This window comes from Leucobacter sp. USHLN154 (assembly GCF_037145595.1).
Taxonomy (GTDB): Bacteria; Actinomycetota; Actinomycetes; order Actinomycetales; family Microbacteriaceae; genus Leucobacter; species Leucobacter alluvii.
The window spans coordinates 337,302-352,727 of record NZ_JBBCXF010000004.1; the positions used below are offsets into that span (position 1 = coordinate 337,302).

The 15,426-nt window shown below is 70.0% G+C and carries 15 protein-coding genes; 8 read left to right on the forward strand and 7 right to left on the reverse strand.

The window, feature by feature from the left end; translation table 11 throughout:
* Positions 1-1,926 (forward strand): sensor histidine kinase, encoded by a 1,926-nt coding sequence (locus tag WFH23_RS09545; RefSeq protein WP_336662346.1) that lies wholly within the window; start codon positions 1-3, stop codon positions 1,924-1,926.
* 25 nt (positions 1,927-1,951) lie between these two features.
* On the opposite strand, the gene WFH23_RS09550 is transcribed toward WFH23_RS09545, so the two are convergent.
* The 5 genes from WFH23_RS09550 to WFH23_RS09570 form a co-directional block, all read right to left on the reverse strand.
* Positions 1,952-3,001, reverse strand: coding sequence for a lipoate--protein ligase family protein (locus WFH23_RS09550; RefSeq protein WP_336662371.1), 1,050 nt, complete (start codon positions 2,999-3,001; stop codon positions 1,952-1,954).
* 56 nt (positions 3,002-3,057) lie between these two features.
* Entirely contained in the window at positions 3,058-3,924 is an 867-nt protein-coding gene (locus WFH23_RS09555) for an alpha/beta hydrolase (RefSeq protein ID WP_336662347.1), read from the reverse strand.
* A gap of 61 nt (positions 3,925-3,985) precedes the next feature.
* Positions 3,986-4,474, reverse strand: coding sequence for an Lrp/AsnC family transcriptional regulator (locus tag WFH23_RS09560; protein WP_090146003.1), 489 nt, complete (start codon positions 4,472-4,474; stop codon positions 3,986-3,988).
* Positions 4,475-4,524: 50 nt separating this feature from the next.
* Complete coding sequence (locus WFH23_RS09565; protein ID WP_336662349.1) at positions 4,525-6,165, reverse strand: amidohydrolase; 1,641 nt, start codon at positions 6,163-6,165, stop codon at positions 4,525-4,527.
* A 98-nt stretch (positions 6,166-6,263) separates the two neighbouring features.
* The gene (locus WFH23_RS09570; protein ID WP_336662350.1) at positions 6,264-7,481 is read right to left on the reverse strand and encodes an MFS transporter; all 1,218 of its coding nucleotides are present in this window, start codon (positions 7,479-7,481) and stop codon (positions 6,264-6,266) included.
* A 149-nt stretch (positions 7,482-7,630) separates the two neighbouring features.
* Here WFH23_RS09570 and WFH23_RS09575 point away from each other — a divergent pair, with 149 nt between their 5' ends.
* Together WFH23_RS09575 and WFH23_RS09580 are read left to right on the forward strand one after the other, a co-directional pair.
* Positions 7,631-8,242: a TetR/AcrR family transcriptional regulator C-terminal domain-containing protein gene (locus tag WFH23_RS09575; RefSeq protein ID WP_090146009.1), complete on the forward strand. Its 612-nt coding sequence runs from the start codon at positions 7,631-7,633 to the stop codon at positions 8,240-8,242.
* A gap of 145 nt (positions 8,243-8,387) precedes the next feature.
* Positions 8,388-8,825 (forward strand): META domain-containing protein, encoded by a 438-nt coding sequence (locus tag WFH23_RS09580; protein ID WP_336662351.1) that lies wholly within the window; start codon positions 8,388-8,390, stop codon positions 8,823-8,825.
* An 18-nt stretch (positions 8,826-8,843) separates the two neighbouring features.
* Here the strand turns inward: WFH23_RS09580 and WFH23_RS09585 are convergent, their stop codons facing one another.
* The gene (locus WFH23_RS09585) at positions 8,844-9,395 is read right to left on the reverse strand and encodes a flavin reductase family protein (RefSeq protein WP_090147312.1); all 552 of its coding nucleotides are present in this window, start codon (positions 9,393-9,395) and stop codon (positions 8,844-8,846) included.
* The gene (locus WFH23_RS09590) at positions 9,392-9,913 is read right to left on the reverse strand and encodes an NADPH-dependent FMN reductase (protein WP_336662352.1); all 522 of its coding nucleotides are present in this window, start codon (positions 9,911-9,913) and stop codon (positions 9,392-9,394) included. The genes WFH23_RS09585 and WFH23_RS09590 overlap by 4 nt, the downstream gene beginning before the upstream one ends.
* A gap of 283 nt (positions 9,914-10,196) precedes the next feature.
* Here WFH23_RS09590 and WFH23_RS09595 point away from each other — a divergent pair, with 283 nt between their 5' ends.
* From WFH23_RS09595 to WFH23_RS09615, 5 genes are read left to right on the forward strand one after another with little or no spacing between them, the layout of a single operon-like run.
* Positions 10,197-11,483, forward strand: coding sequence for an LLM class flavin-dependent oxidoreductase (locus tag WFH23_RS09595; RefSeq protein WP_336662353.1), 1,287 nt, complete (start codon positions 10,197-10,199; stop codon positions 11,481-11,483).
* Positions 11,480-12,871, forward strand: a complete 1,392-nt coding sequence (locus tag WFH23_RS09600; RefSeq protein WP_200330577.1) for an NtaA/DmoA family FMN-dependent monooxygenase — start codon at positions 11,480-11,482, stop codon at positions 12,869-12,871. The genes WFH23_RS09595 and WFH23_RS09600 overlap by 4 nt, the downstream gene beginning before the upstream one ends.
* Positions 12,868-13,500: a GNAT family N-acetyltransferase gene (locus tag WFH23_RS09605; protein WP_090146019.1), complete on the forward strand. Its 633-nt coding sequence runs from the start codon at positions 12,868-12,870 to the stop codon at positions 13,498-13,500. The genes WFH23_RS09600 and WFH23_RS09605 overlap by 4 nt, the downstream gene beginning before the upstream one ends.
* Positions 13,497-14,549 carry an amino acid ABC transporter permease gene (locus WFH23_RS09610; protein ID WP_090146021.1) on the forward strand — a complete coding sequence of 351 codons (1,053 nt, stop codon included), beginning with the start codon at positions 13,497-13,499 and terminating at the stop codon, positions 14,547-14,549. Before WFH23_RS09605 ends, WFH23_RS09610 begins: the two co-directional genes overlap by 4 nt.
* A gap of 9 nt (positions 14,550-14,558) precedes the next feature.
* Positions 14,559-15,362, forward strand: a complete 804-nt coding sequence (locus WFH23_RS09615; protein ID WP_090146024.1) for an ATP-binding cassette domain-containing protein — start codon at positions 14,559-14,561, stop codon at positions 15,360-15,362.
* Positions 15,363-15,426 lie beyond the last annotated feature (64 nt).

Consider the following 15,426-nt stretch of genomic DNA (forward strand, 5'->3'; position numbering starts at 1 on the left):
ATGGTGAACGACTCATCGGGCAGCACCCGACGCTTTGCCCGCATGCTGTCAGGCATGGGGCGCGATTACGCCCTCATCGTGCCGGGCTTCCTGCTCTCACTCGCAGCGTTCGTCGTGCTCGTTCCGCTCGCACTGCTCTCGATCGGAACGCTGATCGTGTGGATCGGCGCTCTCCTGCTCCCGCTGACGCTGCGCGCCGCCTCCGCCGCCGCGCAGCTTTCGCGGGCGCGGGTGCGCCGCTGGGGCGGGCAGCTGCCCGCGGCGCAGTACGCGGCGCCCGCACCGGGTCTGCGCGGACAGCTGCGCGTGCTCGGCGAGCCGCGCCGCTGGGCGGATCTCGTCTTCGAGACGCTCATCGCATTTCCACTGCGCACCGTGAGCGCGGTGCTCGTGATCGCGTGGACGGCGGCAGCGCTCGGCGGCCTCACCTACGTGGTGTGGGGCATCTTCCTGCCGCCGCACGAACAGACCTTCCCCGGGATCGCCATCGAATCCGCGACCGGGGCCGAGCCCGGCACGTACACGCACTCGCACCTCGTCAACGCCGGATTCAATCTCGTCGTCGGCGTCGTCTTCATCCTGCTGCTGCCTGCGGTGCTGCGCGGCCTCGCACGCCTGGACGTGCTCGTGACGACCGCAGCGCTCGGGCAAGCGGTGCCGGTGGGGGAGCGGCCACCAGTCGAGCTCCCAGCGGCGAGTGCCCCGAACCGCACGCCGGCGACGGCGCCGGCGAGCGCCGCATCGTCGTGGTCTCCCGAGAACTGGTCGTGGATCGCAGCGGCGTTCGTGGCGATCGTCGCCGTCGCGGTCGGCTGGCCGGTGCTCGCGTCCCTCTACGGCATCCACGTCGCGATCGCGATGCTCATCGCGGTGGGGCAGGCGCTCGCCGTGGTGCTCGTCGTTCGCTGGCCGGCGGCGGGCATCGCGCTGCAGTCGATCGCGGCGGTATCGACCGTGCTGGCGAGCGCAGCGACCGGGCTCTCGTGGCCGTGGCCGTGGCCGGTCATGGCGCTTCTCGTGCAGGCCGCGCTCGTGATGATCGTCGCGCTGCGCCGCCACTGGGTGTGGGCGGCGATCGCGTGGGCCGCACCGCAACTGGCATGTGCGATCGCCGCGCTGCCGGGCGGCATCGATGGTGCGGGGTGGGCCAATCTCATCGTCTCGGCCGCGGTGTCGGGCGCGATGCTCGTCGCAGGCGTGCTCGGGCGGCAGTGGCTCGCGAACCGCGGCGCCCTCCGCGAGGAGCGCCGCATGAGCGCCGGGCTGAGCGCGCAGCGCCGGGAGCTCGAAGAGCGCAACCGCATCGCGCGTGAGCTGCACGACGTGGTCGCCCACAGCATGTCGGTTATCAGCGTGCAGGCGACGACGGCGAAGTACCGGTTTCCGGCGCTCGGAGATGACGCAGAACGGGAATTCGCGTCGATCGCCGGGTCGTCACGGCAGGCACTCGCCGAGATGCGCGGGTTGCTCACGCTGTTGCGATCCGGCGATGAGGATCGCGATGCGCTGCTCGCCCCGCAGCCGTCGATCGCGGATATCCCGTCGCTCATCGAGTCGACCCGCCACTCGGGGGTGCGCGTCGACCTCGTCGTCGAGGGACCTGAGGAGTCGGGCAGCGCCTCGCCGTCGCTCGCGCCGGCGCTCGGGCTGACCGCGTATCGGATGGTGCAGGAGACGCTCAGCAACGCGATGCGACACGCGCCAGGGTCTGAGATCACCGTCTCGGTGCGATCCGACGCCGAAGCGCTCGATGTCGCGGTGGTGAACGGGCCTGCGGACGCGACGCGTGCGCAGCACCCAGCCCCCGGCTCAGGGCTCGGTCTCGCCGGGGTGCGCGAACGCGTCGAAGCCCTCGGAGGCGCCGTCACCGCTGGCGCCACCGGCGCCGGCGGATTCGCGGTGCGCGCCCGTCTCCCACTGGGGTGACGCACTGCCCGGCACGGGCGGCGCCCTACGGCACGCGGCGGATCCACTCCTCCGTCAAGAACTTCTTCTCGACCAGCCGCTCAGCGGCATCCCACTCGCCCTCGGTGACCTCGCCATCGGTGCCTCCATGCCGGCGCTTGAAGACCTCGATCATGCGCTCGATGATCTCTTCGCGCGGCAGACCGGTCTGGCTTCGCAGCGGATCGACGCGCTTCTCAGCGCTCGCGGTTCCCTTGTCGGAGAGCTTCTCGCGACCGATGCGCAGCACCTGCGTCATGGCTTCGGCATCCATGTCGTACGCCATGGTCACGTGGTGCAGCACGGCGCCCGACCCGAGGCGCTTCTGCGCCGCGCCGCCGATCTTGCCGTGGGGGCTCGTGATGTCGTTGAGCGGCTTGTACACCGCGTCGATGCCGAGCGACTTCAGCGCCTCGAGCACCCATTCGTCGAGGTACGCGTACGAGTCGGCGAAGCTCATGCCCCGCACGAGCTCTCCCGGGACGTAGAGCGCGTACGTGATGCAGGCCTCCGGCTCCATGTACATGGCGCCCCCACCCGAGATGCGGCGCACGATCTGCGCGTGGCGCGCCGCGGCCTGCTCCTCGTCGACCTCGTTCTTCACCGACTGGAAGCTGCCGATGAACACGGCGGGGGCGTTCCACTCCCAGATGCGCAGAGTCGGCCCGCGAAGCCCCTCGCCGACGGCTGCGGTGAGCACCTCGTCGAGCGCGGCGTTCAGCACGGGGGCGATGGGCGGTTCGTGCACGATCTGCCAGTCGTAGTCGCGCCAGTGCGCGGCGCCGGTGACGGCGCGGCGGATCGCCACCCCGACCGAGTCGGGCGTGAACCCGAGCAGGTGCACCTCGCTCGGGAGCGCCTGATGGATGGCGGTCGAGAACTCCTCGATCGTGCCGTTCGGGTGGTGCCCCTCGATCGCCTCGTTGATGCAGCCGAGCGCATCATCGGGTTCCAGGAAGAAGTCGCCGGAAAGGCGGAAGTCGGTGATGCGATCGTCGACGACCTCGAAATCGACGACGACCAGCTTGCCGCCAGGAACCTTGTACTCGCCGTGCATGCTCATGACTTCAGAGTACGCCCGCGCGGAGCACAGCGACACTGCGGCTTCGGCGATCAGTCGCTCGCGACGCGCTCCTGGATCCAGGTCGCGATGTCGGCGAACACCTCGTCGCGGTTCGTCTCGTTCAAGATTTCGTGCCGGGCGTCGGCGTAGACCTTGACGGTCACGTCGCGCACGCCCTTCGCCCGATAGGCATCGGCGAGCAGGCGGATGCCGTCACCGCGACTCAACGGATCGTGCGATCCGGAGACGATGAGGATCGGCACGTCAGGCGCGAGGCCGGATGCCGGCTTCCCGAACAGGCGAAGGCCGTCGGCGACGCCGAAGAGTCGCAGGATGTCGGCTTCGAAGCACAGGGGATCGTTCGCGAACGCCTCGGAGACCGCGGCGTCACGGCTGAGCCACTCGAACCCGTTGGCCTCGGGAGAGGCCCACTTCGCGTTGAGATTGCCGCTCTCCATGTGGCGGAAGGTGCGGAACGCCGAGCCCGAGAGCACCACCGCGTCCCACGTGCGCGGGTGCTCGTTCATGATGCGCTGGGCCATGAGCGAACCCCAGGAGTGCGCGAAGGCGACGAGGGGCAGGCCGGGGTGGCGCTCGCGGGCGATCTCGGCCAGTCGGCGCACCGCTGCTTCTGCGGCGAGGAGCCCGCCGACCCCGAGCCGGCCCAGTCGGGAGAGATCGCCCTCGTGCTGACGGCGTCCCGTCTCGCCGTGCCCGCGGTGGTCGTCGGCGACGACGGTGAACCCGATGTCGGCGAGGAAGCGCGCGAACGCCTCATAGCGCAGCGCGTGCTCCCCGATGCCGTGAGAGATCTGCACGACGCCGACCGGTTCGGCCGCGCGCCACTCGTAGTAGCGGATCTCGACACCGTGTGCGTCGACGAAGTCGAACTCGACGCGCTCTCCCGTGATGCTCATCTGCCCATTCTGCTGTCTCGTCGGTGCCCGCGCCAGGGAGCGCGCTGAACGCGCGTCGGAGTTACGAGCCGTCGCCGACGCCCCAGCCGTACGCGAGCTTGTGCGCCTTCAGTACGAAGAAGGACTCGGTCGAGACGACGCCGGGCACCTGCTGCAGGGTGCTGAACATGAGGTCGGTGTAGTGCTCGATGTCGCGGCACACGACCTCGACCATCACGTCGAAACCGCCGCTGGTGAGCACGACGTAGCTGGTCTCGGGGAGCGCTGCGAGCGCCTCGCACACCCCGGGCGCGGTGCCCGCCTCGCACTTGATGCCGATGAGTGCGAGGCGGTCGAAACCGATGTTCAGCGGATTGGCGATGCCGACGATCTGGAAGAGCCCGCTGTCCTGCAGGCGCTGCACCCGGTAGCGCACGGACGACGCGGAGACGCCGAGATCCTGGGCGAGGCTGCTGAAGGGCGTACGGCCGTCGACCTGGAGCGCGGCGATGAGCTTGCGATCCAGCTCGTCGAGATCGAGGTGGGCTGCGGCGTGTTCGCGCTCCGTCATTGGGGCCTCCTCGGCTGATCGACGACGGAACCAGTCTATTGATGCGAGGATCAGTCGGCCGTCGCCACCTCGCCGTCGACGACGGTGAGCACCGCCGATGCTCCGAGCAGCAGTTCGGGGGCCTCGACCAGGGGATTGGCCGCCCAGACGACGAAGTTGGCGCGGTAGCCCGGGACGATGCTGCCGAGCTCGTCGTCGCGTCCGGTCGCGTACGCGGTTCCGACGGTGAAGGCCTCGAGGGCCTGCGGCGGGGTGAAGACGCGCTCGGGCTGGTAGGGCGCGCGATCGCGCTCGAGCACCGACTGTGCGGTGAGCGCGATGAACAGATTGTCGGCCGCCTCGTGCGGAGCGGTCGGCGCGTCGGTGCCGAGGGCGAGTCGCACGCCGGCTTCGCGGAACTTGTGCCAGGGGAACCCGGTGACGGCGCGCTCGTCTCCGAGCACCGCCTGCCAGTTGTCGAGCACGGCGGGATCGCAGTGCACGGGCTGCATCGAGGCGGTGACTCCCAGTTCGGCCATGCGTGCAATGGTGTCGTCGGCGACGTATTCGAGATGCTCCACCCGCGCGCGGCGGTCTGCGCGAGGGCCGTTGACGCGTTCGGCTTCGGCGACCATGTCGAGCGCGATGGTGCTCGCCTCGTCGCCGATGGCGTGGAGGGCGAACTGCAGGCCGGCCGCGTCTGCCGCGACGGCGACGGGCAGCGCGAATTCGCGCTCCCAGATCGGACCGGGGAGCGCACCGTTCGCGTACGGTGCCCGCATCGCGGCGGTGCAGGCATCGATGACGCCGTCGAGAATGAACTTCACGCCCGCGATCCGCAGCCACTGGTCGCCGTACTTCTCGGCGACCTCGTCGCGGATCCGCGCGACCTCTGCGATCTCGGCGAGGTCGGTGTCGAGATCGCCCGATGCGGTGAGCAGCCAGTGCGCGTTCACGGGGAAGGGCAACCGCCCGTCGCGGTCGAGGAGGCGGCCGTAGGTCGCGAGTTCGGCGTGGCCGAACGACATCTCCGTCGCCCCGGTGACGCCGGTCTCGAGATATGCGGTGAACGCGTTGTCGAGGAAGCGGTCGCGGTCAGCATCGGTCGACATCGTCTCCAGGTAGCTCCAGGCGTACTTGACCGCTGCGGTCTCGAGCAGGAAGCCGGTCGCGTTGCCGTCCGCATCGCGCACGATCTCGCCGCCGACCGGGTCGGGCGTCTCGCGGGTGATGCCCATCGCGTCGAGTGCCGCCGTGTTCACCCAGACGGAATGTAAATCGTTCGCGTCGAGCACGACGGGCACGTCGGCTACGACGGCGTCGAGCATCGCCGCGGTGGGGCGCTCGCCCTCGGCGAAGATGTCGAAGCGCCAGCTCACTCCGGTGAGCTTGACCGCTTCGGGGTCCGCCTCGCGAGCGGCGGCCAAGCGGCGCTGCACTTCGGCCACGGAATCGGCGTCGCGCAATTGGACCTTGCCGAGCGCTTCACCCAGCATGAGCATGTGCGCGTGGCCCTCGGTGATCCCGGGGGTGACGAAGGATCCCGCGAGGTCGATCTCACGGGCGTCGGGGCCGGCTGCGGCGCGCACCGTATCGAGGTCGCCGACGGCGAGGAAGCGGTTGCCGGCGACCGCGAAGCTCTCCAGCGGGGCGCGGTCTGCCGGTCCGGTGAAGACGACGGCGTTGCGGTAGACGGTGGTGGGGGCCGACATGAGGGGCTCGCTTTCGGTGCTGGTGCTGGTGCTGGTGCTGTTGCTGGTGCTGGTGCTGAGTTCCGCGTCCTGGGTGCTCGGCGGCTGGGGCTGGGTGTTCAGTGGACGGGCTCGGCGGCCCGCGCCGCCGAGCGGGCGAGCGCGCGCTCGGCTCCGGTCGATACGCGAGCGACGAACACCATCGGAAGGATCACCACGAAGCTGACGATACCGGTGATGAGCGTGAACGGGCCGATGCCGAGACCTTCGATGAGCACGCCGCCGATGAGCGGTGCGAAGCTGGAGCCGACGAGGTAGGCCCCGAGCAGTGGCCCCGACCAGCGGCCGCGGGCATCGAGGCCGGCTGCCGTGGCGATGAACAGGGCGAAGGCGAAGGCGTAGATCGAGCTCACCGCGATGATCAGCACGGCGAAGGTGGTGGGGTCGGCCGTGAGACCGGTCCAGATCTTGAGCACCCCGCCGATCGCGAGCGCGATGGTCAGGGGCCAGGCGCGTCCGAAGCGGTTGCCGATCACCGCGGCGATCAGCATGCCGAGGATCCCGCCTGCGGCGGAGAGGCTCAGCGTGAAACCGAGCGACTGCTCGCCGATGGCGAGCGCGTCGCCGAGTACCGGGGCCATCGTCCAGATCGCGTCTTCGCTCGTGCCCCAGACCGGGAAGAGGAAGAGGATCGCGACGCCCGCGAGCGTGATGCGTCGGGGCTCGGCGATCTGCAGGCTCTGCGTCACGTCGACGGGCGCCGCGTGCTCGGGCGCGTTCGGCAGCCACACCGCGAGTGCGAGCCCGACGAGGGAGATCAGTGCGAGCGTGCCGAACACGCTGCCCTGGGTGATGCCGATCAGGGGGATCACCGCGAGGATCACGGTGATGAGTGCTCGGTTGACGAGACCGCTCGTCGCGGAGATGCGATTCGGGTTGCGCAGCGCCGCGATGGCGGCGCCCGATGTCGAGATCGCCGCGCCGACGCCTGCGCCGCCGACGATGAGGCCGGTGACGATGACCGTCGATGACGGCACGAGCGCGGCGACGCCGAAGGCGACCACGGCGACGATGAGCCCGGTGATGGCGAGCGGGCGGCGGAGTCGGCCGGAGGCGATGCGGCCGGTGCCGAGGCCGACGACGGCGGAGGCGAGCAGCGCCCAGGTGAGGATGTTGCCGGAGGCGACGGGGTCGAAGCCGAGGCTGCCGAGCGCGGTGATGATGAACGGTGCGAGGTTCGCCATCATCAGGCTGGCGAGTGCGATGAGGAAGGTCGCGCTGCCGTTGCGGAGGGTCAGCGGGAGCCGGGGATCGGCGTCGATCTGCGTGCGTGACACGGGAACTCGTTTCTCCGGCTGCGTCGCCGGGTGGATGCGTTAACCGAATTGGTTTCGGTTTAACCGCAACCATGTTCTCCCCGTGTGGGAGGATCTGTCAATACGGACCTGCAGTGCACCGGCATTGCGCGGCGACGGGAGAGGGAGACGTGGCGCGACCGAAGACCGCACGACTCAGCCGGGAGATCATCGGGCGCGCAGCGATCGAGCTCGCCGAATCCGGTCGCGAACTCCAGCTGGTGCCGCTCGCGAAGAGGCTCGGGGTGAGCGTGTCGTCGCTGTATCACCACGTCGACGGACGCGACGGCGTGATCAGGGCGATGCGCGAAGTGCTCGTGCCCCGGTACCTCGTGGACGTGCCTGCGGGGTCTGGTTGGGAGCAGCGCATTCGCCTCGAGGTGGAGCGCACCTGGCGCATGTACGCCGATCATCCGCGGGTGCTCCAGTACATGGTCACCTCGGTCATCGACGAGCCGGACGTGATGCGCTTCTACAACGCGCTCGCCGACGCGCTCGCCGAAGCGGGCCTCCCGGCGGGCGAGCTGCTCACCACGATCGAGGTGATCGACGCCTTCACCTTCGGAGCGGCGCTCGACACGCTCTCACCCGACTCGATCCTCGATGCCGCGAGCGCCGGTGAGGTGCTCAGCGGGTTGCTCGCGAATCACCCAGCGGGTGCCGAACGCAATCGACGACTGTTCGACCGCGGGCTCGATCTGCTGCTCGCGGGAATCGCCGCGCGCGTCGGGGCGTCGCGCTGACCGGTGCGCTGCCCGAGGCGCCGCGGCGAGCCGCGAGGCCCCGTTCGCCGGCCTTGAGCGAGTCGGGACCGCGACGTACGCTGGAGCCCACGGAGGCGCTCGCAGTGGAGTGCCGGGATGCCGAGTGAGGGGAGTCGCCGTGTCGATGCGAAGACGTGCCGCCCGGTGCGCAGGCGGAACCGCGGTGGCAGGGGTGCTGCTGGTCCTCCTCACCGGATGCGTGCCGAGCCTGAACACCCCCGATGCTCCCGACGCTCCCGATGCCCGCGACGATGCAGCTGATTCCGCCCTCGCCTCCGAAGTGCTCGGAACGTGGGCGGGGCAGGCCGAGGGAGATGCCGCTCCGGAGCTGACGTTCGTCGACGACGGCACCTTCTCGGGCACCGACGGCTGCAATCGTCTCGCCGGCCGGTGGGAGGCCGACGATGCGGAGATCGAGTTCGACGACGTCGCGATCACCCAGATGGCATGCGGCAATTTCACGTCGTGGCTCGACCGTCTCGACACGGCTTCGGTGAGCGGGAACACGCTGACGGTGTTCGACGATCCGGGCGCTGAGATCGGCACCCTGACCAGAAGCTGAGGCGCTAACCCCGCCGCCTCAGGCCTGTCGGGCGAGCTCGTGGTAGGCGCCCCGGTAGAAGAGCAGAGGGTCGCTCTCGACCCCGGTCGAGATCCCGGAGACGGCGACGAGGAAGATCAGGTGATCACCGGCTTCGATCTCCTGCTCGACCGCTCCCGCGACCCAGCCGAGTGCGCCCGCGAGCACCGGCGCGCCATTGATCTCAGACGGGGCCCACTCGACGCCCGCCCATTTGTCGGTCCCCGAGCGCGCGAACTGCCCGCTCAAGTCCCGTTGCTGCGCGCCCAGGACGTTCACGACGAGACTGCCGTGCGCGCGCACAGCAGTGAGGCTCCTCGAGGTTCGCGCGATGGAGAAGGAGATGAGCGGCGGGTCGATGGACACGCTGGTGAATGATTGGCACGTGAAGCCGACCGGGCCCTCGGCGCTCTGGGTCGTGATGACGGTGATGCCGGAGGCGAAGGCGCCCATGGCATCGCGGAACTCACGCTGGCCGAATGGTGCGGCGGGGGGAGGTGAGGCGGAGGCGGGCGCGGCGGGGATGAGCGCGGAAGTGGTCGCAGAGCTCATGCGTCGACCTCCGATCGTGCCGGTGCGGAAGGCAGCCACCGGCCCTCCGACTCCAGCCAGGCGTCGAGAATCACGTCGCGGCGATCGAAGTGCGGCGTCGGGAACGCGAGCCCGCGCGTCGGCACGCTCGCTCCGAGCTCCACCAGCAGGGGGCGGAGCGTGAATTCGACGGCGAGCGCGTGCTCATCGGAGGCGGTGGTGAAGACCGGGACGGCCGTGACGCCCCGGAGCGCGTTCGCCGGGTAGCGGTCGAGGAATGCCTTCAGGAGCCCCGTGTAGCTGGCCTTGTAGGTCGGTGTGGCGATGATCGCGTAGTCGGAGGCGCGCAGCTGGGCGCTGATGGCGTCGACGCGCGCTGCGGGCCAGGCGAAGAGGTCGGTCGCGTGATCGATCAGATCGACGGTGGGCAGGGTGTCGGCGCCGGTGCGGGCGGCGATGCGTGATGCGAGGGCTTCGGCGAGTTGCCGGGTGCGCGAGTGCGGCTTCGGGTTGCCGACGATGACGGAGAGGGTGGACACATCGTTCCCTTCGGGAGGGCAGCGGCACGCGAACGGCCTGTGCCGAGGGCGCGGCTGCGCGGCGGGGGCGGGCGGGGGCCGCGCGGCACCACCGCTGCTATGGGCGGGCGGTCGTGATCCACGGTGAGATGTCGCGGAGTCGCCTCGGGATCTCATCCCGGGAGCTGCTGCTCAGTGTAGGTCGGTCTTCACGTCGCTCGGCGAGTGCAGCGCAACAGTGCGTAATGGTCATCGTTCGTCATGTTCCTTCCCCGATCGCGATTTCGCGCCATAAGCTCACCGCATGTCTTCCATAACCGAACCCAATCAAACTGGGGCACCCTTCACCGTCGGCATCGCGCTCGACGGCGCCGGTTGGCACCCCGCCGCCTGGCGCGACGGCAGCGCGCGACCCGACGAGCTCTTCTCCGCCGCCTACTGGGAGCAGCTGGTCGGCATCGCCGAAGCCGCCGGAGCCGACTACGTCACGTTCGCAGACGAGCTGCGGGTGCAGCCGGCGACCGGATCCCCGGCGCACGTCGATCCCACCGTCGTCCAGGGGCGTCTCGACGCGCTGCTCACGGCGAGCTGGATCGCAGCGCGCACGCACCGGATCGGGCTCATCCCGACGGTGACCACGACGCACACCGAACCGTTCCACGTTGCGACTGCGCTGCAAACGCTCGACCACATCTCGGCGGGCCGCGCCGGGTGGCAACTGCGCATCTCAGCCGACCCGGAATCGGCTGCAGCCTTCGGACGCAGGCCAGCGCCCCGCGTCGACACCGCAGCGGTCCTCGCCGGAGAGCGGGACGCCGGGCTGGCAGAGCTCGTGTCCGGTGCGGCCGATGCCGCGGAGGTCGCGCGGCGGCTCTGGGACAGCTGGGAGGCCGACGCGGTCATCCGCGACGCATCGACGGGCCGGTACCTGGACCGCGACCGCGTGCACCGCATCAACTTCGTCGGCGAGGAGTTCTCGGTCGTCGGCCCTTCGATCGTGCCGCGCTCGCCGCAGGGTCAGATCGTGGTCACGCTGCTGGCGCACGCCACGCCGGTGTACGAGCTCGCAGCGCGGGCGGCCGATGTCGTATTCGTCACACCCGAGCACGACGCACGCCCGGCGGGCGCATCGTCCGGCACAGACGTCGCCGAGATCGTCGCCGAGGTGCGCGCGGCCGAAGCGGCGGTCGATCGTGCGACGCTCGGGTTGCCGCCGTTGCGCGTCGTCGCAGACCTCGTCGTGGCGCTCGACACCCCTGCTGAACCGGGCGCGCATCGCATCGCACGTCTCGACGATCTCGCCGGAGCCCCGTTCAAAAGCGACGCGCGCATCGAGAGCGGCCCCCCGACGCACATCGCCGAGACCATCGCCCGATGGCGCGCCGCAGGCATCGACGGAGTGCGCCTCCGACCCGCAGCACTGCCGCTCGACCTGCAGCTCATCGCCGCAGAACTGCTGCCGCTCCTGCGGGCGCGGGGACTCGCGAGCCCGGAGACGCAGGAGACGGTCTCCCTCCGCGAGCGATTCGGGCTCGCCCCCGCCCCGAACCGATACGAACGAGAGCGCACCGCACGGGAGGTCGCAGCATGAGCGCACGACAGGCACGACTCGTCGCCCATTTTCCCGGCGTCAACAGCACGACGGTGTGGAGCGACCCCGCCTCCGGCAGCCAGATCGACTTCGCCTCGTTCCAGCATTTCGCGCAGACGGCGGAGCGCGGGCTGTTCGACTACGTCTTCCTGGCCGAAGGGCTCCGCCTGCGCGAGCACGGCGGCGAGATCCACGATCTCGATGTCGCCGGCAGACCCGCGACCCTCGCGATCCTGGCCGCGATGGCATCGGTGACGCGGAGCATCGGGGTCGTCGGCACCCTCTCCAGCACGTTCAACGAGCCCTACGAGCTCGCGCGGCAGCTCGCCACCATCGACCATCTCTCCGGCGGCAGGGTCGGATGGAACGTCGTCACCTCGTCCGACGCCTTCCACGGGGCGAACTTCCGCCGCGGCGGGTATCTCCCGTACGACGAGCGCTACACCCGAGCTGAGGAGTTCGTCGCACTCGCCAAGCGCCTGTGGGAGTCGTGGGAGCCGGGCGCCGTGCTCGCCGACCGAGCGGCGGGGCGCTTCGTCGACCCGCACCGCGTGCACGAGGTCGCCCACCGCGGCCAGCAGTTCGACGTCTCCGCGACGAGCACCGTGCCGCGGAGCCCGCAGGGCTTCCCCGTGATCGTGCAGGCCGGAGACTCCCCGGCCGGCCGTGACTTCGCGGCGGCCAACGCCGAGATCATCTTCTCCCGGCACACCGGGTTCGACGAGGGTCAGGCGTTCTACCGCGATGTGAAGGGTCGACTGCCGGCGTCGGGGCGCACGGAGGACTCGCTGCTGATTCTGCCCGCGGCGACGTTCGCGATCGGCGACAGCGATGCCGACGCTCGGGAGATCTCTCGGGAGATCGGCTTCGCGCAGACGTCTCCGCAGACCGCGGTCGCCTGGATCGAGGCGATCTGGGGTCGAGAGCTCCCCGGGCTCGACCCGGACGGACCGCTTCCGTCGGTCGAACCCGCGGAGGGCGATCAGCGCCTCGGTCAGGTCTCCACGAGAGTCGAGGATCGCGTCGCCCGCGCCGCGGCCCTGCGGGATCGGGCGGCGACCGAGGGGCTGACGCTCCGACAGCTGGTCGCCGCCGAGACAGCGTCTCATACCTTCGTCGGTTCGCCCGAGACGATCGCGGCGGAGATCGACCGCTACGTGCAGGGGCGCGCATCCGACGGGTTCGTGCTCGTGCCGCACCTGACTCCGGGCGGCCTCGACCCGTTCGTCGACCGAGTCGTGCCCGTGCTGCAGGAGCGCGGCGTGTTCCGCGACCGGTACGAGACCGACGCCGAGACCGGTGCGCCCGTCACCCTGCGGCGCACGCTCGGGTTGCCGCAGCCTCCCGCGGCGGCGGCACCGGTGCGCCGGGACGAGGTCGCGGCATGACCGCGGCTCCTCCGTCGCTCGCGACCTCGGCGGCTGGGGGCGCGACGGCGGATCGCGAGGCATTCGAAGTGCGCATCGTGCACCCGTCGGATCCGCTCGCCCAGCCGCTGCTCGCCGACCTGGAGCGCGAGTACGACGCGCGGTACGGCGTCGAAGTGTTCGGCGAGCCTGCGGCGGTCGAGATGAATCGGTACCCGCTCGACGCCTTCGCGGCCCCGAACGGCGCGTTCATCGTGCTGCTGCTCGATGGCGAGCCCGTCTCCGGCGGTGCGTGCATGCGATACGACGAGCGCACGGCGGAGTTCAAGCGCGTGTGGACCCGTACGGACCTCCGCGGGCGCGGGCTCGCGCGGCGCGTGCTGAGCGCGCTCGAGCAGGAGGCGGGTCGCCTCGGCTATCAGCGGGTCACGCTCACGACGGGGCCGCGCCAGCCCGAGGCGGTCGCGCTCTACCTCAGGGCCGGGTACACACCGCTCTTCGACCAGGCGCTCGACGCAGCGACCATCGGCATCCACGCATTCGCGAAGACGCTTCCGCCGATCGTCGGCCGGGCGGCGCCCGTGGCGCAGGGCATCACCGGGATCGCACCGGCACCACTCACTCCCACCGCGCAGAAGGACCCATCATGACCGCAACACTCGAGACCCCGACGACCGAGGCGGCGGACCGCGCTGCGCAGCCGCACCAGCTCGACGTCGTACCGCTGCGCCACTGGTGGCGCTGGGCGTTCAGCGCTGTCGCCGTGTTCCTGCTCGCGCAGCTCATCTGGACGTTCTTCTCCAACCCCCAATGGCGGTGGAGCGTCTTCGCCGAGTACTTCTTCAACGACGCCGTGCTGCGCGGCCTCTGGCTCACCCTCTGGCTCACCGCCGTCTCCGCCGTCGTCGGCTTCGCGCTCGGCGGGATCCTCGCCCTCGGCAGGCTCTCGGGATCTGCGCTGCTGAGCTCGTTCGCCTGGGGGTTCATCTGGTTCTTCCGCTCGGTTCCGCTGGTCGTGCAACTGGTCATCTGGTACAACCTCGGGTACCTGTTCCCGACGCTCGGCATCGGCTGGCCGTTCACATACGACTTCTTCGTCGTCGAGTTCGACACCGTGCGGCTGCTGTCGGGATCAGTCGCGGCGATCCTCGGTCTCTCGCTGCACCAGGCGGCCTACTCGGCGGAGATCATCCGCGGCGGGCTCCTCTCCGTCGATCAGGGCCAGCTCGAAGCGGCACGCGCGCTCGGCATCCCGCGTGCTCGTCGTTTCTTCCGCATCGTGCTGCCCCAGGCGGCGCGAGCGATCCTCCCGAACGCCTTCAACGAGGTGATCGGCCTGCTCAAGGGAACATCGGTCGTCTTCGTCGTCGCCCTGCCGGAACTCTTCTACACGGTCCAAGTCATCTACAACCGCAACCAGCAGGTGGTGCCGCTGCTGCTCGTCGCCGCGGTCTGGTACACGATCTTCACCACGGTGCTCAGCATTGTGCAGTACTACATCGAGCGCCGGTTCTCCCGAGGCACCGCCCGAGAACTGCCCCCGACCCCGCTGCAGCGCCTGCGCCGCAAGATCACGGCGCTCTCGGGCGGCCGATCCCACGGCCCTCGCGAGCGCGCCGCTCGAAACGGTCGGACCATCGCGACGACCGGCCCCGTGTCCACCCACTCCGTCGCGGCGATCACCGCGCACGCCCAGTAGGAGCATCGCATGACTCTCACCACCGAAGCCTCGTCGGCGGCCCCTTCCGAACGGAGCGGCCTCGTCGAGATCAGCGGCGTCCACAAGTCGTATGGAGCCAATGAGGTGCTGCACGACATCTCCCTCCGCGTCGAACCCGGGCAGGTGGTGAGCCTGCTCGGCCCCTCCGGCTCGGGCAAATCGACGCTGCTGCGCGCGATCAACCACCTCGAGACGATCGACGGGGGCGCCATCACCATCGACGGCGAGTACATCGGGTACGAGCGGCGCGGCGGCAAGCTGCACGAGCTCCACGAGAAATACGTGCTCGAGCGCCGCACCCGCGTCGGCATGGTGTTCCAGAACTTCAACCTCTTTCCGCACCTCACCGCGCTCGAGAACATCATCGAAGCCCCCATCGGCCTGAAGCGGGCCGGGCGGCGTGAGGCGATCGCGCAGGCCGAGGTGCTGCTCCAGCGCGTGGGGCTCGCGGATCGCGCCGACCACTATCCTCGCCAGCTCTCGGGCGGCCAGCAGCAGCGCGTGGCGATCGCCCGTGCGCTGGCGCTCGAGCCCGACGTGCTGCTGTTCGACGAGCCCACCAGCGCGCTCGACCCGGAACTGGTGGCCGAGGTGCTCCGTGTGATCCGGGACCTCGCCCATAGCGGCACCACACTCATCATCGTCACCCACGAGATCGGATTCGCCGCAGAGGTCTCCGACCATGTCGTATTCCTCGACGCGGGTCGCGTCATCGAGGCGGGCACTCCGCAGCAGGTGCTGCGAGCACCCGAGCAGGCGCGCACGCAGGAGTTCCTCGACTGGGTCATCTGACTCGAGCCCGCTCACGACGAGTCGGCCGCCGCGACGCCGTCGCCGCTCCATCCGCCCATCCGCT